This is a genomic window from Azospirillum sp. A26, assembly GCF_042604635.1.
Classification (GTDB): Bacteria; Pseudomonadota; Alphaproteobacteria; order Azospirillales; family Azospirillaceae; genus Azospirillum; species Azospirillum palustre.
In genome coordinates, this window is sequence record NZ_CP170473.1 from 1,737,776 (window position 1) to 1,755,677 (window position 17,902).

At 68.1% G+C, this 17,902-nt stretch carries 16 protein-coding genes; 5 read left to right on the plus strand and 11 right to left on the minus strand.

Annotated elements, in window-relative coordinates; genetic code table 11:
- Window position 1: 1 nt before the first annotated feature.
- A complete protein-coding gene (locus ABNQ39_RS21970) occupies window positions 2-952 on the minus strand; it encodes an AraC family transcriptional regulator (RefSeq protein WP_376960522.1) in 951 nt (316 codons plus the stop codon).
- Window positions 953-1,049: 97 nt separating this feature from the next.
- Here ABNQ39_RS21970 and ABNQ39_RS21975 point away from each other — a divergent pair, with 97 nt between their 5' ends.
- Window positions 1,050-1,799: an SDR family oxidoreductase gene (locus ABNQ39_RS21975; RefSeq protein ID WP_376960524.1), complete on the plus strand. Its 750-nt coding sequence runs from the start codon at window positions 1,050-1,052 to the stop codon at window positions 1,797-1,799.
- Window positions 1,800-1,841: 42 nt separating this feature from the next.
- Here the strand turns inward: ABNQ39_RS21975 and ABNQ39_RS21980 are convergent, their stop codons facing one another.
- From ABNQ39_RS21980 to ABNQ39_RS21995, 4 genes are all read right to left on the minus strand, one after another.
- Window positions 1,842-2,501 (minus strand): TetR/AcrR family transcriptional regulator, encoded by a 660-nt coding sequence (locus ABNQ39_RS21980; protein ID WP_376960526.1) that lies wholly within the window; start codon window positions 2,499-2,501, stop codon window positions 1,842-1,844.
- A gap of 43 nt (window positions 2,502-2,544) precedes the next feature.
- Window positions 2,545-3,132, minus strand: a complete 588-nt coding sequence (locus tag ABNQ39_RS21985) for a TetR/AcrR family transcriptional regulator (protein WP_376960528.1) — start codon at window positions 3,130-3,132, stop codon at window positions 2,545-2,547.
- A 72-nt stretch (window positions 3,133-3,204) separates the two neighbouring features.
- Window positions 3,205-4,536, minus strand: coding sequence for an MATE family efflux transporter (locus ABNQ39_RS21990; protein ID WP_376960530.1), 1,332 nt, complete (start codon window positions 4,534-4,536; stop codon window positions 3,205-3,207).
- 181 nt (window positions 4,537-4,717) lie between these two features.
- The gene (locus ABNQ39_RS21995) at window positions 4,718-5,632 is read right to left on the minus strand and encodes an oxidoreductase (protein WP_376960532.1); all 915 of its coding nucleotides are present in this window, start codon (window positions 5,630-5,632) and stop codon (window positions 4,718-4,720) included.
- Between the two features lie 83 nt (window positions 5,633-5,715).
- Between ABNQ39_RS21995 and ABNQ39_RS22000 the strand changes: the two genes are divergently transcribed.
- The 3 genes from ABNQ39_RS22000 (at window position 5,716) to ABNQ39_RS22010 (ending at window position 10,547) form a co-directional block, all read left to right on the plus strand.
- Window positions 5,716-6,840: an efflux RND transporter periplasmic adaptor subunit gene (locus ABNQ39_RS22000; protein WP_376960534.1), complete on the plus strand. Its 1,125-nt coding sequence runs from the start codon at window positions 5,716-5,718 to the stop codon at window positions 6,838-6,840.
- Complete coding sequence (locus tag ABNQ39_RS22005) at window positions 6,837-9,932, plus strand: efflux RND transporter permease subunit (RefSeq protein ID WP_428846408.1); 3,096 nt, start codon at window positions 6,837-6,839, stop codon at window positions 9,930-9,932. Before ABNQ39_RS22000 ends, ABNQ39_RS22005 begins: the two co-directional genes overlap by 4 nt.
- A gap of 90 nt (window positions 9,933-10,022) precedes the next feature.
- A complete protein-coding gene (locus tag ABNQ39_RS22010; protein ID WP_376960536.1) occupies window positions 10,023-10,547 on the plus strand; it encodes a hypothetical protein in 525 nt (174 codons plus the stop codon).
- A gap of 17 nt (window positions 10,548-10,564) precedes the next feature.
- Here ABNQ39_RS22010 and ABNQ39_RS22015 read toward each other — a convergent pair whose 3' ends face one another.
- The 3 genes from ABNQ39_RS22015 to ABNQ39_RS22025 are packed head-to-tail and all read right to left on the minus strand — an operon-like array spanning window position 10,565 to window position 13,814.
- Window positions 10,565-11,449 (minus strand): efflux RND transporter periplasmic adaptor subunit, encoded by an 885-nt coding sequence (locus ABNQ39_RS22015; protein WP_376960538.1) that lies wholly within the window; start codon window positions 11,447-11,449, stop codon window positions 10,565-10,567.
- Complete coding sequence (locus ABNQ39_RS22020; protein WP_376960540.1) at window positions 11,446-11,661, minus strand: DUF1656 domain-containing protein; 216 nt, start codon at window positions 11,659-11,661, stop codon at window positions 11,446-11,448. Before ABNQ39_RS22020 ends, ABNQ39_RS22015 begins: the two co-directional genes overlap by 4 nt.
- Window positions 11,658-13,814: an FUSC family protein gene (locus ABNQ39_RS22025; RefSeq protein WP_376960542.1), complete on the minus strand. Its 2,157-nt coding sequence runs from the start codon at window positions 13,812-13,814 to the stop codon at window positions 11,658-11,660. Before ABNQ39_RS22025 ends, ABNQ39_RS22020 begins: the two co-directional genes overlap by 4 nt.
- A gap of 93 nt (window positions 13,815-13,907) precedes the next feature.
- Here ABNQ39_RS22025 and ABNQ39_RS22030 point away from each other — a divergent pair, with 93 nt between their 5' ends.
- Window positions 13,908-14,717 (plus strand): AraC family transcriptional regulator, encoded by an 810-nt coding sequence (locus ABNQ39_RS22030; protein WP_376962653.1) that lies wholly within the window; start codon window positions 13,908-13,910, stop codon window positions 14,715-14,717.
- Between the two features lie 45 nt (window positions 14,718-14,762).
- Here ABNQ39_RS22030 and ABNQ39_RS22035 read toward each other — a convergent pair whose 3' ends face one another.
- The 3 genes from ABNQ39_RS22035 to ABNQ39_RS22045 all read right to left on the minus strand — a co-directional run bounded on the left by ABNQ39_RS22035 (window position 14,763) and on the right by ABNQ39_RS22045 (window position 17,862).
- Window positions 14,763-16,193 (minus strand): MATE family efflux transporter, encoded by a 1,431-nt coding sequence (locus ABNQ39_RS22035; protein ID WP_376960544.1) that lies wholly within the window; start codon window positions 16,191-16,193, stop codon window positions 14,763-14,765.
- A gap of 143 nt (window positions 16,194-16,336) precedes the next feature.
- Window positions 16,337-17,002, minus strand: a complete 666-nt coding sequence (locus tag ABNQ39_RS22040) for a GntR family transcriptional regulator (RefSeq protein WP_376960546.1) — start codon at window positions 17,000-17,002, stop codon at window positions 16,337-16,339.
- Window positions 17,003-17,133: 131 nt separating this feature from the next.
- Window positions 17,134-17,862, minus strand: a complete 729-nt coding sequence (locus tag ABNQ39_RS22045; protein ID WP_376960548.1) for an amino acid ABC transporter ATP-binding protein — start codon at window positions 17,860-17,862, stop codon at window positions 17,134-17,136.
- Window positions 17,863-17,902 lie beyond the last annotated feature (40 nt).

Genomic DNA, 17,902 nt, shown 5'->3' on the forward strand with positions numbered 1-17,902 from the left:
CTCAGCGCCAATCCTTCGCCGACACCGGGCCTTCGCCGGTCCCGGGCGACCGTGAGTAGCGTGCCGGCGAAACCCCCTGGAAGCGCGTGAAGGCGACGGTGAACGTGTTGGCCGAGCTGTAGCCGACACGCTCCGCGACCTCCTCGACCCCGAATTCGCTGTCGCGCAAAAGCTGTTTGGCCAGCGCCATGCGCCAGGAGAGCAGATATTCCATCGGCGCCACGCCGACGACCCGGTTGAAGCGGGCAAAGAAGGCGGATCTCGACATGCCCGCTTCGGCGGCGAGGTCCGCCACCGTCCAACTGCGGTCCGGCTCGGCGTGCATCGCGCCCAACGCGTCGGCCAGCCGCGGATCCGCAAGCCCGCGCGCCAGGCCCGGCGCGCCGTCCACGCTGCCGGCACAGCGGAACGCTTCGATCAGCAGCACCTCCAGCAACCGCTCCAGGACAAGGTCGCGGGCCGACCTGCGCGCCTGCGATTCGTCGCTGACGAGCTGCATCACCGTCAGAAGACGCGGTTCGCCCCGGACGATCACGGTGCGGGGCAGCAGGGGCACCAGAAGCGGGGCGTCGGGCGAATCGAAAACGCAGTGCCCGACCTGCATGCGCATATCCGGAGACCCTTCCGCACATCCGGCCCGGAAATGGCCGGCCCGGAATTGACCAGGCCCAATCTCCGCCGGCCTTTCGAACACACCGGGCGGCGGCGGCACGGGACTCTCGTTGATGAGTTCGTGCATGGCCGGGACCATGACGAAATCCCCGGCTTCGAGCACCGCCGGCGTGTGGCCGTTCACCATCATCCGGCATTTGCCTTCCAGGATCGCGCAATAGAACGGCTCCCCGGTGCCTTCGCGCCGGATGCGCCAGGACCCGGCACACTCCACGAATTTTGAAAACCGCGCGGCGGGTTTCAGGAGACTGACGACTTCGGCAAGCGGATCGACGCGCAAATCAGGACCATCTGCGTAGAAATGAGGACGCCCAACCGTATACCGTCCTGCCCTCTCTGGCTAGCATGCAGGCCACACCAATGAAACGAGGCCTCGCATGTCCACCATCCTCATCACCGGCTGCTCCTCCGGCTTCGGCCTTGAGACCGTCCGGCTTTTCCTCGACCGCGGCTGGACTGTCGTCGCGACGACGCGCAGCGGGCGCGCGGACATGCTGCCCGCGTCCGAGCGTCTGCGCGTCCTGCCGCTCGACATCACCGACCGGAGCAGCATCGATCGGCTGATCGGCGATGCCGGTCCAATCGACGTTCTGGTCAACAATGCCGGTTTCGGCGCACCCGTCCCGGTGGAGCTGACGAGCCCGGAAACGGCGAAATCCCTTTTCGAGACCAACACGCTCGGCACGCTGGCGATGCTCCAGGCCGCACTGCCGCAGTTCCGCGAACGCCGTGCGGGCGTGGTGATCAACGTCACCTCGGCCGCCCTCCTCAAGCCGCTTCCGCTGATCGGCGTCTATCGCGCGAGCAAGGCCGCGGTGGATGCGTACACCGAATCCCTGGCGGTCGAACTGGAGCCCTTCGGCATCCGGGTGCATCTGGTGATGCCCGGCCGTTCGCCCGAAACAAAGTTCGGCGAAAGCGCGCGCCAGCATCTGCGCGGCCTCGACGACCCCGATTACCAGCCGCTGATCGAGCGCATGCTGACGGGAATGCGCAGCAACTCGGGTCCGGTGACCCATGCCGAGGATGTCGCCCAGGCGATCTGGCGCACCGCGACCGATCCCTCGGCACCGCTGCGCATCCCCGCAGGCGCCGATGCCGAAGCGTGGATGGCCGAGGCGGGTTGAACTCCGGAACACCGCGAAGCCGTGGGGGGCGCAACGACCGGCTCACGCCCAGCGGGAGGGAACCGTCGCCCGGCCGACAGCCTCGCGATTCCCCTGCCCCAACCAGCCATGCAGGAAGGAGGCGACCGCCTGACCGGCAGCCCTTGCGATCTCCTCCCCGGATACCGGCTCACACCGCCCCCACAGGCATCCTTCGTGCGGCCCGGCCTCGCAGAGAGCCCTGAAATGGGCGGCGGCGCCGGGCAGTGCCAGGGATCGCCACCCCGGCCCATCATGCTCGGCGAGGCGGTGCAGGATGGCGGCGATCTGCTGTTCGGAGCGCTGTATCCCGCGCTCGTAGAAATTGCGGCCGACCTCCGGGAACCGGCCAACCTCGGCCATCACGAGGCGGGTCACGGCCAGTGCGGACGGGGTCAGCATCAGGTCCAGATAGGCCCGGGCCGTGTCCGCCAGCACGGTCTCGGGCTCCTTTCCCTCGACCTCGACAGCGGCGAGAGCGGTGCAAGCCAAGGTCGCGACCTCTTCGACATAGGCCGCGAACAGCGCCGCCTTGGACGGGAAATAGCGGTAGAGCGTGCTCTTGGAACCGCCGACCTCCGCAGCGATGCCATCCATCGAGGCATCGGCATAGCCGTGCCGAAGGAAGCTTCGCCCGGCAACCGCCAGGATCGCAGCGCGCCGGCTGGACGTGCCGACCGGCATCACCACGCCTTTCCCGGTGAACCGGCTCCCGTCCCGCCCGCGCTCATTCGATGTTCCCGGCGGCGATGGTGCGGACCTGCGCAACGGCCGTATCCAGAAACGCCTTGGCGAGGTCGGGGTCGTTGACGACACGCGAGATCGTCAGCGCACCGACCATCATCGAGAGAATCGCCATCGCCTTGCCCTTGAACTCTTCGCCCTGCGTTTGCGAGATGAGCCGCTCGAGGACTTCGAGATGTGTCCTGATGCCGGCTTCGAACGATGCTTTCACCTCGTCGCCGTGTCTGGCTGCATCCGAGCCGAGCGCGACGATCGGACAGCCATCCGTCCTTTCCTCACGATGCCCGGTGCTGAGGTAGAACCCGACCACCGCACCGAGCGGGTCTTCGGGATTTGCCGTCATCGCCGTCGTCCATCGGCAGGAGGCGCTCTCCAGCGCCCGTTTGGAGGCCTGGATCTCCAAATCCTCCTTCGATGCGAACTGCTTGTAGAAGGCACCCTGGGTGAGGCCGGCCGCCTCCATCAAATCCTTGAGGCCGATGCCGTCGAAGCCGTGCTCCCGAAAAAGACGGCTTGCCACGTTGATCACAGTCTGCCGGTTTTCCTCAGCCTGAACACGGCTCACACGCATGACAAGCCTCATTTAGATTTCAATCGAACTCTATAAGAGATGGGAAGGGGGAATGCAATTCTCCACATCCCCCTATCCGGCAGGGTCTTTCCGGGCCGGCAGCCGGTAGGTGGATTGGCGGCCCCAGGCACCGCCGAACATGGCGGCGGCCGTGAGAAGGCCGTAGGAGACCGCTGCCAGGGCAGTGACCTGGAACAGGGTCGAAAGGCCGGCGCCGAACCATGCGACCGCCGACCAGCCGATGAAGGCCGCGACGATCATGCGCACCGTGCCCGCCAGGACGGGAAACAGCACGCGCTTGGCTCCCTGGCTTGCGAAATAGAGCGCCAATCCCACTCCCACCGCACCGTAAACCGGCGCGACGGTGCGCAGATAGAGAGTGCCCATCGCCAGAACCTGGGGATCCTCGCTGAACAGGCCGATCCAGGCCTGCGGGAAGACCGCGGCGGCAAGACCGATGACTTCGGTCATTCCAAAAGCGATGGCGGCCCCGATCCAGGCGACGCGGCGCGCCCGCGCGCCCTGCCCGGCCCCGATGTTGTGGCCGACCATGGTCACCATGGCGGTGCCGAGCCCGAAGATCAGCGGAATCTGGAGGTAATCGAGGCGCGAGGCGATGCCGTAGCCGGCGATGGCGTCGGCACCGAACCGGCCGACCGCGGCGGTGACGAAGGTGACGGTGAGATTGACCTGCACCGTGCCGACCGCCGACAGGAGGCCGACGCTCATGATGTCCCTGAACAGGGCCGCGCGCAGCGGAACGACCCTGAGCTTCAGCAGGCTCTTCGGGGAGCGCAGATACAGGATCAGGGCAAGTGCCACGCATGCATAATAGACGACCACCGCAATCCCGCCGCCCGCGATGCCGAGACGGGGAAAAGGCCCCCAGCCGAAGATCAGGGCCGGCGACAGCAGGAGAAGGATGACGGTGCCGGACGAGATCGCCTGCGCCGGCACCGTCACGTTTCCGGCGCCCCGAAGGGCCGACGACAGCAAGGCGGTGATCCAGAGCGGAATGGAGCCGGCGAACACGGCCCCGGAATAGGTGAGCGCCGCCGTCAGCGCCGGCCCTTCGCCTCCCATCGCCCGGTAGAGAACCGGTCCGGCAAGCAGGGCCGCGACTGTGAAGAGGATGCCGAACGCGCAGGCCAGGACGAACGCATGCCAGATCAGTGCTTCGGCATCGTCGCGGCGCGCCGCTCCCAAGGCCCGTGCGATGGCCGAGGAGACACCGCCGCCGATCCCGCCATTCGCCATCATCTGCATCAGCATGAGAACGGGGAACACCAGGGCGACCCCGGCAAGCGCCTCCTTTCCGAGAAAGCCGACGAACCAGGTCTCGGCCACCCCGACAAGTGTCTGGATGACAAGCACAAGCGTCGTCGGCACGGCAAGGCGGAGCATCGTCGGTGCTATCGGACCGGCAAGAACGCCGGATGGCACTTTATAAGCCGGCGCTGGGGCCGCTGGACCCTCCCGGCGGGACAGGGCGGTCATGGCATTTCCTTCATCGGACCGGACGTGGATGTGATTGCGTCCCACTCGATTGCGTCCCACTCGGGCGCGGGCGATGTCCTTGGCCCGGTCAGACCGGCAGCCGCAGCATCTTGCGCAGGCTCCTGTCGAAGGCGGCAGCCGGGACGAAACGGCGCAGCATGCTGACCTGGCGCGCCAGTTTCCCGGCCGGGTAGCGCAGTTTCGGTTCGGACGCCAGTGCGGCCTTCACGATGGTTTCGGCCACGATCTCCGGCGTGTCGCCGTTCCTGATCGCCTCCCCCACGGCCAGGGTCATGCCCTTCCGCGCGGACTCATAGGCATCGATCCATCGGTCCGGCTTGATGAGGTTTCCGTCGAACGACGTTCGCGTATAGGCCGGCTCGACGAGCGTGACCCGGATGCCGAGCGTGCGCAGCTCATGGTCGAGCGATTGGGAATAGCCTTCGACGGCGTGCTTCGTTGCCGAATAGAGCGCGAAATACGGGGCCGGGATGAATCCCTGCGCCGAACTCAGATTGACGATCCTGCCCTTTTTCTGCCGGCGCATGATCGGCAGAACCGCGTTGGTCATGCGGATGACTCCGAACACGTTCACATCGAACAGGGCCTGGGCCTGCCGGAGCGTGGACTCCTCCGCACCGCCGAAAAGGCCGACGCCGGCATTGTTGACGAGGAGGTCGATCCGCCCGGCCTCGGCCAGGACATCTTCGACGAGGGTCGCCACCGACGCGTCGTCGGTCACGTCGCAGGTCAGCATGTCGACACCGTCCGGTCCTTCGGCGGCCGCATGACGGCTGGTCCCGAACACGTCGAAGCCGGCGGCTTGCAGCGCTTTGGCTGCGGCAAATCCGATGCCGGACGATGCGCCCGTCACCAGGGCGACGGCACGATTGGTCTTGTCCATGGTGATGCTGTCCTCTTCTTGCGGGGTCCGGAACGCCGAGGCCGGCCGGATGTCGCGATGTCCGTCGGGCCGTTCCCTCTTGCGGTCGGGCAACCGCATTTGGGTGGCCGTATTTAGATTGCGTTCGACCTCTATATCCAATATAGAAGTCGTACGCAATCTAATTTAACCGGGGGACGGGCATGAAGAAGAGACCCATGATCGTGCTGGGTGGCGTTCTGACGGCGGCGCTGGGCGCGGCCGCCTTCGTGACGCTGTCCATGCGCACGCAGGAAGCGTCGGCGGTGAGCGACCCCCGGCAGGACGCCCCGATTGTCCGGCTTGCCACAACGGTCCCGGTAGCCGGGTCCGACCGCGGTTTCACCGGCGTCGTCGGAGCGCGGGTGCAGAGCAATCTCGGGTTCCGCGTCCCCGGCAAGATCATTGAACGGCTGGCGACGGTCGGGCAGCCGGTCAAGGCCGGTCAGCCGCTGCTGCGCATCGACGAGACCGACCTGCGCCTCGCCCTCACGGCCAAGCGCAACGCGGTCGCCGCGGCGCGTGCAACGGCCGTGCAGACCCAGGCGGACGAGCGGCGCTATGCCAGTCTCGTCAACGACGGTTGGGCCACCCGGCAGCGTCATGAACAGGCGAAGGCCGCGCTGGACACCGCCAGGGCGCAGCTCGCCAGCGCCGAGGCGGATGCCCGGGTCGCCGAGAACGAGGCGACCTACTCGGTCCTGCTGGCAGACAGCGACGGCACGGTGGTCGAAACGCTGGGCGAGCCGGGGCAGGTGGTCGCCGCCGGCCAGACCGTCGTCCGGATCGCGCAGGCCGGCCCCCGCGAGGCGGTGGTGGCGCTTCCGGAAACCATCCGGCCGCCGCTCGGGTCTCCGGCCGAGGCCAGCCTCTATGGCGCCGACGGGCAGCGCTACGGCGCGCGGCTGCGCCAGCTGTCGGACGCCGCCGATGCCCAGACCCGCACTTACGAGGCGCGCTATGTGCTCGATGGCGACGCCGCGGCGGCACCGCTCGGCGCGACGGTCACCATCAAGCTGGCGGGCCGGCTGACGAACCCGGCCGGCCAGACGGACAACATGCAGGTGCCGCTGGGCGCCGTGCTCGACGACGGCCGGAGGACCGGTGTCTGGACCCTGGACCGGGCCAGCTCGACGGTGCGCTTCCAGCCGGTCCGGCTGGTCCGGGTGAGCGGCGACACCGCCGTGATCTCCGGTCCCGGCCTCGGCGATCCGGTGGTGTCGCTCGGCGCCCATCTCCTGCAGGACGGGGCCCGTGTCAGGACCGCCTCCGAGAGCGGGGGCAAATGATGAGCCTCAATCTTTCCGCTATCGCCGTCCGCGAACGGGCCGTCACTCTGTTCTTTATCCTTCTGCTGGCGGCGGCGGGCGCCTACGCCTTCGTCATGCTCGGACGGGCGGAGGACCCCTCCTTCACCATCAAGACCCTGACGGTCACCGGCGTCTGGCCGGGCGCCACGGCGCGCGAGATGCAGGATCTCGTCGCCGAACCGTTGGAAAAGCGCCTTCAGGAGCTGAGCTGGTACGACCGGGTGGAGACCACCACGCGGCCCGGCTACGCCTATATGACCCTCACGCTGAAGGACAGCACGCCGCCGGCCATGGTGCAGGAGGAGTTCTATCAGGCCCGCAAGAAGATCGGCGACGAGACGCGCAACCTGCCGCCCGGCGTGCTGGGGCCCTTCGTCAACGACGAATATTCCGACGTCAGCTTCGCGCTCTATGCCCTCAAGGCCAAAGGCCTGCCGATGCGCGAGCTGGCACGGCAGGCGGAGACGATCCGCCAGGACCTGCTGCATGTGCCCGGCGTCAAGAAGGTCAACATCCTGGGCGAGCGCCCGGAACGGATCTTCGTCGAGTTCTCCTATGCCAGGCTGGCGACGCTCGGCGTGTCGGCCCAGGACATCGTCGCCGCCCTGCAACGGCAGAACACCGTCACGCCGTCAGGCTCGATCGACACCCAGGGGCCGCAGGTCTTCATCCGGATCGACGGCGCCTATGACGGGGTGCAGGCGATCGCCGACACGCCCATCGTCGCCGCCGGACGGACGCTGAAGCTGTCGGACATCGCGGAGGTCCGCCGCGGCTACGAGGATCCGCCGACCTACATCATCCGTCATCAGGGCGAACCCACCGTCATGCTGGCCGCCGTCATGCAGGAGGGCTGGGACGGGCTGGCGCTCGGCAAGGCGCTGGAGGACCGGGCGGCCGGCATCGCACGGTCGCTGCCGCTCGGGATGACGCTCGACAAGGTGACCGATCAGGCCGTCAACATCACCTCAGCGGTCGACGAGTTCATGATCAAATTCGCGATGGCGCTGGGCGTGGTGCTGCTGGTCAGCCTGCTCAGCCTCGGCTGGCGCGTCGGCATCGTCGTGGCCGCCGCCGTGCCGCTGACGCTCGCCGTCGTGTTCCTCATCATGCTGGAGAGCGGCCGCTTCTTCGACCGTATCACGCTCGGCGCGCTGATCCTGTCGCTCGGCCTGCTGGTGGACGACGCCATCATCGCCATCGAGGTGATGGTGGTGAAGATGGAGGAGGGCGTCGACCGCATCAGGGCGGCCGCCTATGCCTGGAGCCACACCGCGGCGCCGATGCTGTCCGGAACGCTGGTGACCATCGCCGGCTTCCTGCCGGTTGGGTTCGCGCGCTCGACCGCCGGCGAATATGCCGGCAACATCTTCTGGGTCGTCGGCTTCGCCCTGATCGTCTCCTGGATCGTCGCGGTGGTCTTCACGCCCTATCTGGGCGTCAGGATGCTGCCCGAGATCGAAAAGGTCGCCGGCGGTCACGCGGCGATCTACGGCACCCCGAACTACCGGCGCCTGCGGCGGGTCATCGCCTTCGCGGTGCGCCACAAGGCCCTGACCTGCGGCATCGTCGGCCTCGCCTTCGTCTTCGCCATCGTCGGCATGGGTGGTGTCAAGCAGCAGTTCTTCCCGACCTCCGACCGTCCCGAGGTGCTGGTGGAGGTCCGCCTGCCGGAAGGCACCAGCATCGAGACCACGACCGCCACGGTCGGGAAGATCGAACGCTGGCTGGCCGATCAGCCGGAGGCGAAGATCGTCACCAGCTATGTCGGCCAGGGCGCTCCCCGCTTCTTCATCGCCATGGCGCCGGAGCTGCCAGATCCCGCCTTCGCCAAGATCGTCGCGCTCACGCCGGACGCCGAGGCGCGCGAAGCCCTGAAGCACCGGCTGCGGCAGGCGGTGGCGCAGGGGCTGGCGCCCGAAGCCAATGTCCGCGTGACCCAGATCGTGTTCGGCCCCTACACGCCCTTCCCGGTCGAATTCCGGGTGATGGGTCCGGATCCGTCGCAGCTCTACGGCATTTCCGAAAAGGCCCTCGCCATCATGCGGAGCGTTCCGGATGTGCGGCAGGCCAGCCGCGATTGGGGCAACCGCACGCCGGTGCTGCGCTTCACGCCCGACCAGGACCGCCTGAACCTCATCGGCCTCTCTCCGGCCGAAGTCGGCCAGCAGCTTCAGTTCCTGCTCACCGGGATTGCCGTCACCCAGGTCCGCGAGGACATCCGCAATGTTCCCATCGTGGCGCGCAGTGCCGGCGGCGAGCGGCTGGATCCGGCGCGTCTGGCCGATTTCTCGCTGACGAGCCGGAGCGGCCAGCAGATCCCGCTCGACCAGATCGGCCATGCCGAGATCCGCCTGGAAGAGCCGATCATGAAGCGCCGGGACCGGACATCGGTCATCACCATCCGCTCGGACTATAACGAGGCGACCCAGCCGCCGGAGGTTTCCAAGCAGATCATGACGGCGCTTCAGCCGCTGATCGCCTCGCTTCCGCCCGGCTACCGCATCGAAATGGGCGGATCCATCGAGGAATCCGTCAAGGCCAACACGGCGCTCGGCAAGGTGTTTCCCGTCATGATCGCGGCGATGCTGATCGTCATCATGCTGCAGGTTCGCTCATTCTCGACGATGGCCATGGTCATGCTGACCGCACCGCTCGGCCTCGTCGGCGTCGTGCCCATGCTGCTCGCCTTCAACCAGCCCTTCGGCTTCAACGCCATCCTGGGGTTGATCGGTCTGGCCGGCATCCTGATGCGCAACACGCTGATCCTGACCGAACAGATCAAGGAGAACCGGGCCGCCGGCCTCGACGATTATCACGCCGTCATCGAAGCCACGGTGCAGCGCACGCGGCCGGTGATCCTGACCGCCCTTGCCGCCGTGCTGGCCTTCATCCCCCTCACCCATTCCGTCTTCTGGGGGTCGATGGCCTACACGCTGATCGGCGGCACCGCGGTCGGCACCGTGCTGATCCTGCTGTTCCTCCCCGCTCTCTATGCGGCATGGTTCCGCATCAAGCCGGCGGCCGTCGAGGAGGCGTCCAGCTCCCATGCCCGCCTCGGAGCGATCTGAAAGGCATTCGGGGCGGTTCTCCGAAACGGGGAACCGCCGTGACGGTCGGGGGCCGGGCTGTCCCTGGACGCTTGCAAGGCCGGCACGGCGATGGCTGAATCGGTGATCGGCCAATCATGGGAGGAGATGCGGATGGACGGGGTGCAGGTCATGCCGGTGTCGCTGTCTCCGCCCACCGATCCGGCCATCCGCTGGGCCGGCCGCCTGCTCGCCATGGTGGGCGAGCTTCACAAGGTCGGGTATCAGCGCCTCAGGATCGCGCCCGGCATGGCCCCGTCCGGATGCCATTGGCGCTGCCACGTCACGCCGGCGGGCAATGTGGCCGCGAACGGGTGGGAGCCGCTCGATTGGAGCCGGCAGGTCGCCAGCTACAGCACGGGCCAGAAAGACCGCTATTTCGGATGGGAGGATTCGGCGCAGGATTCCGCCCGCCATCTCGCCGCGAAGTTCGTCGAACGGTTCCCCGAGATCGCCCGCGACGGCCAGGGTGCGGACTGGCCCTATGCCGGCTGGTATGTCGCCATGCTGGGGGGCGCCGAGCATGGCAGCTTTCCGGTCTTCTTCGCCGACTACCCGGTCGAAATCGCCCGCGGCCGGCTGCCCCCGCCGCCTTGAGCGGCAGTCGCGACCGGTCACAGCGCGTCGGAGTCCGTCCCGGACCCGATGGCGACGGTCGCCGTCATGCCCGCCGCCAGTTCGACGCCGGGCGGCACCCGGTCGATGTGGATGCGCACCGGTATGCGCTGGGCGAGGCGGACCCAGCTGAAGGTCGGCTCGACGTTCGGCAGGCCGAGGGGGCCGGGCGTTCCGTTGCTGTCCTCGATGCCCCGGCCGATGCTTTCGACATGGCCGGACAGCGGTTCGTCGAAGCCCATCAGCATGATCCGCGCCGGGCTGCCGACACGGATCCGCCGCAGCTTCGTTTCCTCGAAATAGCTGGTGATCCAGAAGCTGGTGGCGTCGAGGATGGCGATCTTCGTCACGCCGGCCGTGGCATAGTCGCCGGGCCGCAGCCGCAGATTGGTGACATACCCGTCGACCGGCGCCCGGATCGTCGCCCGTGCGAGGTTGAGCTTGGCGAGATCGAGCGCCGCCACCGCGCCGTCATAGGTCGCCGCCGCCTGTGCGGCGGCGCCGGCCGTCTGCTGCACATCCTCCTGCGAGATGACCTCGCGGAGCTGGCTTCGCCGCCGCGCCGCCGCCTGACGGACAAGCATGTCCTGGCGCCGGGCTTCGGCCTCGGCCTGTGCGGACGCCACCGCGAGCGAGAACCGCCTGGCGTCGAGCGCATAGAGGACATCGCCCCGATGCACATACTGGTTGTCGGCGACGGAAACGGCGCCCACGGTCCCGGAGACCTCCGGCGCGATCTGGACCACCTCCGCGCTCACCCTGGCATCCCGCGTCCACGGCGTCTGCTCGTGACGGTTCCACACCTGCAACGCCACGAAGGCGGCAGCCGTGCCGAAGCAAAGGGTCAGGGCATAGCGCCCGAGCAGGGACAGCACAGCTTTCATTGGAATGTTCCGCTGGAGGGCAGAGCCTGCAAGAGCAGGCCGTAGAGGAGGGCGAAGGTGGCGAGTTCGACGAGCGGCCGGCTGGCGGTCAGGCGGAAGAGCCCCGCAGCCGCGAAGAGGCGGACCAGCGCGACGGTGCCGGCGAGCGCCGCCAGGGCAAGCACCAGCAGACCGGGGAGGAAGACGCCCCCGACATCGAGATCGAGGATCATCGGTCGGTCCCCCAAGCCACCGCACCGCCCAAACCGAGGGCGAACCGGAGGTCGATGAGCAGATCGAGCAGCAGAGCGCGGTCGGCAATCGGGTTGTCGGCAATCGGGCCAGCAGCAGTCGGGCTCTCGGCAATCCGCGCCGTCAGCGCTTCGATGCGCCGGTGCAGTGCCGTGGCATCGGAAGGTCCGGCCCGGTATCCGGAGCCGAAGCGCAGGGCAATCGCGGTGAGAAGCTCGAACCCGTCATGAGCGATCTGGCCGTCTTTGCCGTCGAGATGCCGGATCGCCCGATGAAGCCGGCCGGCGGCGTGACCGACGCGCAGATGGCGCAGGGTGTCGTCGAGCACATCCGGGTGGGATGCCCCGGACAGCCGGAGCCTCGGCAGCAGCAGCGCCGTCCGGTCGATCATCAGGCTCGTCCAGAGCGCCTCGTCGGGTGCGCCGCCCAGGGCCCGCCGCCTGACATCCCGCCGGTTCAGCCGAAGCAGCCGGCCGATTGCCGCATCGACCGGGATGGTCTGGAACAGGCTCATGCTGACGACGGCAAATCCTGTTGCCGCGAACAGCGCGACGACGCTGTTGAGCGACCCGGCGAAGTCGCCGGCATAGCTGGCGCCCAGCCCCGACAGGATCGGGATCGTCAGGGTGATGCCGAGCGCCATGTAGGTCGTCGGCGGCCGGGCTTGCAGCGAGCCGGCGACCAGGAAGGAAGGCGCGAGCACCGCGGCGAGACCGGCGAAATCCGTCACGCGGGGCAGGATGGCGAAGCCGTAGACCAGACTGACCGCCACCCCGACGAGCGAGCCGGTCATGTATTTGACGACATTCGGTGCCGGCGTGTCGACGTTGCCGAACAGGGCGCAGCAGACGCCGAGGATCGACACCGCCAGTCCGCCCTCCGGCCAGGCCGACCAGATCCAAAACGCGCAGCCGATGACGATGCCGGCGACCGCGCCCAGCGCGCTCCAGGCGGCCATCCAGGGGTCGCGGTGATAGACATAGCCCGTCGCGCGCCCGGCGCGGCGGTGCGATGCGGTCTCCGGCGGCATGGTGGCGGCAATGGCGGTCCGTGCGCTGCTCCGTGCAACGATCCGCCCGAGCCGGTCGCACTCGTGAAGCAGGCCGATCAGCTCGGCGAGGTGGCCGGCGAGGTTGGCCGCGAGCCTGCCGCCGGCCGTTACAGCCTCCGCGGCGATGCGTGTCCGCAGCGTCCGGGCGCGGTCGATCAGCCGGATCGCGACGGCATCCCGCCCGGCCGCATCGGCGGCCGCGAGCCAACGCCCCGCCTCATCCAGCAGCGCGGCCAGCTCGTTGGGCAGCTCGTCGGGCAGGCCGCGGTCTGCGCTGCGCAGCGCATGGATGCGGTCCCCGACCTCCGTCGCGAGCGGAAGCAGCCGCGCAAGCCGGTCATGGATCAGGTGCAGCGTCTCGCGGCTCGGCGTCACCGGCACCGGATCGTAGGGCAGATGACCGGCCAGACCTTGCAGGGCGAGAAGGTCGCCGGCAAGCCGGTCGCGGTCGCGGCGGATCTCCGGTCCGGGGCTTCCATGGAGCGCATCGCCCGCCAGCCGGCGGGCATCCCGCAGCGTCGCCGACAGCTTGGCGGTGAACTGGCCGGTCATGCGCTTGGGCAGGACGAAGCGATGGACCAGCACGGCGCAGAGGATCCCGATGGAGATCTCCTGGACCCGCACCGACGCCGTATCGAAGATGGCAGCGGGATTGAACACGCCGGGAAAGCCGATCAGGCTGGCGGTGTAGCCGGACAGAACGAAGGCGTAGGCCCGCGCGGTGCGGTCGAGCAGCGAGAGATAGAGGCACAGGCCGATCCAGCCGGCGAGGATCACGCTGCAGACAAGCGGATCGTTCACGAAACAGGGGACGATCACCACGGTCGCCGCCGCACCGACAATCGTGCCGGCGAAGCGGTAGACGCCGCGGCTGAGCGACGCGCCGGCCGAGGTCTGGGAAACGATGTAGACGGTGACGATGGCCCAGGAGGGCTTCGGCACCCCTGCGCGCAGCGCGATGTAATAGGCCAGCATCGCCGCGGCGAAGCTCTTCGCCGAAAAGAGCAGCGCGTCCGCATCCGTCCGCAGCAGCGCGATCCCGGTGGCGGTCAGGAGCCGGTTCGAAGGATGGTGGGTTCTCATGCCCCCGAGTATCGGCGCGTTGCGCAGCCAGATAAATTAGGTATCCTGTCAAAAAATCACTGAATCATGCCAAAACCGATCATGCCGAACGCGATGTCCGGGGCACGGTCCGCCGTTTCCGTCTTCGACCCCGATCTTGCGGACCGGCCTGCCGTCGCACGCCTGCTCGACTTCGCGGACTACGAGGCGGAGGTGCCGGTGCATGTGCATCGGCGGGGGCAGCTGATTCTGGCGCTGCATGGCGCCGTCACCTGCACCGCGGACGACGAGATCTGGATCGTGCCGCCCGATTGCGGCGTGTGGATTCCGGGCGGCATGCCGCACAGCGTCAGGACGACGGCGAATGCCCGGCTCAGCTATTTGTTCGTCGAGCCGGGAGCGGCAAACCTGCCCGAGGTCTGCTGCACCCTGTCGATCTCTCCACTGGTGCGGGAGCTGGTCAACCGGCTGACCGGCGAGGTTCTGGACTATCCGCCGGACAGCCATGCCGCCCGGCTTGCACGGGTGACGCTGGACGAACTGGCCGGGATGCCGCGCGAACACTTCAACCTGCCCATCTCCAACGATCCGAAGATCCGGGCGATTGCCGATGCCCTGACGCTCGAACCGTCCGACCGCAGCACCTTGGGGGACTGGGCGAGGCGCGTCGCCATGAGCGAGAGGTCGCTGGCCCGTCTGATGCTCCGCGAGACCGGCCTGACCTTCGGGCGCTGGCGGCAGCAGCTGCACCTTGTCGTGGCGCTTCGCGAACTGGCCGGCGGGGCTGCGGTGCAGACGGTGGCGGACACGCTCGGCTACGAGTCGGTCAACGCCTTCATCACGATGTTCAAGAAGGCTCTGGGAAGCACGCCGGCACAATATTTCACCCAGCGCAGGGCGAAGCTGTCGGCCTTGTCGCGATAGCTGAGCCGACATGCAGGAGAGTGTGGAGATCCCCCGGCCGCCGCCTCACGGCCGGTTGACCTGCACGGCCAGCGCGACCGCCGCCTTGCCGGACAGCGGAACGTCGGCCGGCACCGCCACGGCCTCCGGTGCCGGGCCGCCTCCGCTCCGGCCGAGCCGCCCGGTCACCCGGAACGCCACCAGAACCGCCGCGATGCCGAACAGCACCGATCCCGCCGCCTGTCCGATCAGCACCCCCGGCGCCCCGCCCAGCCAACCGCCAACCGCAACGAACGGTATGGTCCCCAGCGTCGCCCTGCCCCAGTTGAACCCGGTCGCCAGCAGGGGAAAGCCCAGATTGTTGAACGCGGCGTTGCCGACGAACAGGAATCCGACGAACAGGAAGCCGCCGGCCACCGCGGTGCAGAACAGGCGGACCAGATCGGCCGACACGCCCTCGGCGGAAAAGGCGCCCACCACCAGATCGCGGGCAAGGAACAGACCCAGCCAGACCGCCAGCACCCAGACGACGATCAGCACCAGACTGGCCCGCAGGGTCGCGCGCACCCGGTCGGGGCGGCCGGCACCCAGATTCTGCGCCAGGATCGGGCCGACTGCGCCGGTCAGGGCGAAGATGGTGCCGAAGGCGACCGGAACCAGGCGGTCGACGATGGCCGCCCCGGCGATTGCCGCATCGCCGAAACGCGCCATGCTGGTGGTGACATAGACGCCGGCGACCGGGGTGGCGAGGTTGGTGAGGACCGCCGGACCGGCGATGCCGGCCAGGGTCCCGGCATCCGTCATCAGGCCGGTCCAGCCCGGGGCGGCGACCAGCCGGTGCACCCGCGCCACGCCATGCCAGCCGACAGCGGCGAGCAGGCAGCGCGACAGCACGACCGTCACCGCCGCACCGGTCAGGTCCAGCCGCAGGCCGAAGATCAGGATCGGGTTGAGCGCCGCGGTGAACAGCGCCGCATAGAGCGTGACGGTCATGGCGCGGCGCGCATCGCCCTGCGCCCGCAGCATCGCCGAACAGCCCATGCCGAGGCCGAGCAGCGGCAGGGTCGGCGACAGGATGGTCAGATAGCCGACGGCAAGATCCTTTGTGGCTCCCCTCGCGCCCAGCAGATCCATCGCCGGTCCCAGCAGCGGCAGGGTCAGCAGGCCGACCGCCGCGGCGACCAGCGCGGTCAGAATCAGGCTGGATCCCGCCAGCCTCGCCGCCTCCGCGCGCCGGCCTCCGCCGATGGCGCGTGCGACCAGCGCTCCGGCGCCGATCGACAGCCCGATGCACAGCGATGATTGCAGGAACAGGACGGTGCCGGCGAAGCCCACCGCCGCCGCCAGCTCGCGTTCGCCCAGCAGCGAAATGTAGAACAGGTTCAGCAGATCGACCGCGAACACCGCGATCAGCCCGACCGAGCCGGTGGCGGTCATCACCATCACATGGCGCATCGGCGAACCGGTGGTGAATCGGCCTACGGCGGTTTCGGCCATTGCAGCGGTCTCCTTTTGGGTGGCCCCGGGTTGGCGGCCCCTGGCGTTATGAGGTTGGTCCGCCGCCCTTCCCATCAAGTCGTCCCTGGCCACACTCGTCCCTGGCCACACTGCCGCAAGCGGAGACCGCCCAGAGCAACCGCTCAGCTCTTGGCGATCTCGCCCAGCACATCCTTGGCGAGGCTACGGATGTGCCGCTCCATGGCGGCCCTCGCCTCCGCCGCATCGCCGCTCTCCAGCGCGGCGATGACGTCGAGATGCTCGTCGCAGTCGGGACGGATGCGCGACGGCAGGCCGGACAGCTCGAACAGGCGCGTCGTCACCCGCAGGTCGCGGATGATCTGCGCCAGCACCGCATTGCCGGACGCCTCGGCGATCAGGGTGTGCAGCTCCTCATCGGCGGCCCAATGGTCCTCGAAGCGGATCTTGGGCTCGTCGCGCAGCCGCAGCATCTCGGCCTTCATCGCCTGCAAGCGCACCGGATCGACCCTGGAGGCGGCGGCGGCGATGGCCTCCCCCTCCAGGATCTCGCGCAGGCGCATGCTCTGGAAATATTCGCGGTTGGAGACCTCGCGCACCCGGTAGGGGCGGTTGAACTCCTTGCGGATCAGCCCTTCGCTCGCCAGCCGCACCAGCGCCTCGCGGATCGGCGTGCGCGAGATGCTGAGCGCGGTGGCCAGCCGGTCTTCGACGATCACCTCGCCGCTGGGGATGCGGCGGTCGAGGATCATCTCCAGGATGGTGCGGTAGGCCATGCTCGCCAGATTGACGCCGGCTGCGGCCGGCGTCGCGGCTTTGGAATCGCCCATGTCCATGCTCATACCAAGTCCTGCCACCTGACGCTGATCTTCCCCTAACAAAGCAGACGAACCGTTGTCCTGCAAAGGTTCTGATCGGCTTGTCCGGCGGGAGAGGGGGCGGCGGCTCATCCGGCCGGGGATCAGTGCTGCAAAATCTTGGCGAGGAACTGGGTGGCGCGCTCCGAGCGTTGGGTCTCGAAGAACTCGGTCTTGGTGCAGTCCTCGATGATGCTGCCATGGTCCATGAAGATCACCCGGTGGGCGACCTTGCGGGCGAAGCCCATCTCGTGGGTGACGCAGATCATCGTCATGCCCTCCTTCGCCAGCTCGACCATCACGTCGAGCACCTCGTTGATCATCTCCGGGTCGAGCGCCGAGGTCGGCTCGTCGAACAGGATGGCGATGGGGTCCATCGCCAGGGCGCGGGCGATGGCGACGCGCTGCTGCTGGCCGCCGGACAGCTGGCCGGGGAACTTGTGCGCCTGGGTCGCCAGCCCGACCCGCGCCAGCAACGCCTCGCCCTTCGCCTCGGCCTCCGCGGTCTGGCGGCCCAGCACCTTGCGCTGCGACAGGGTCAGGTTCTGCATGATGGTCAGATGGGGGAACAGCTCGAAATTCTGGAACACCATGCCGACGCGGGCGCGCAGCGCCGACATCTTCGTGCCCGGCGCGCCGACATCCATGCCGTCCACCTCGATGCGGCCCGACTGGAAGGGCTCCAGTCCGTTGACGCACTTGATCAGCGTCGATTTGCCCGACCCGGAGGGGCCGCAGACCACCACCACCTCGCCCTTCCGCACTGTGGTCGTGCAGTCCTTCAGGACCTGGAAGGTACCATAGCTCTTGCTGACATTCTCGATGGCGATCATTGGGGCGTCTCTTGGCGATGGGGGCGTTGAATGGATGAGC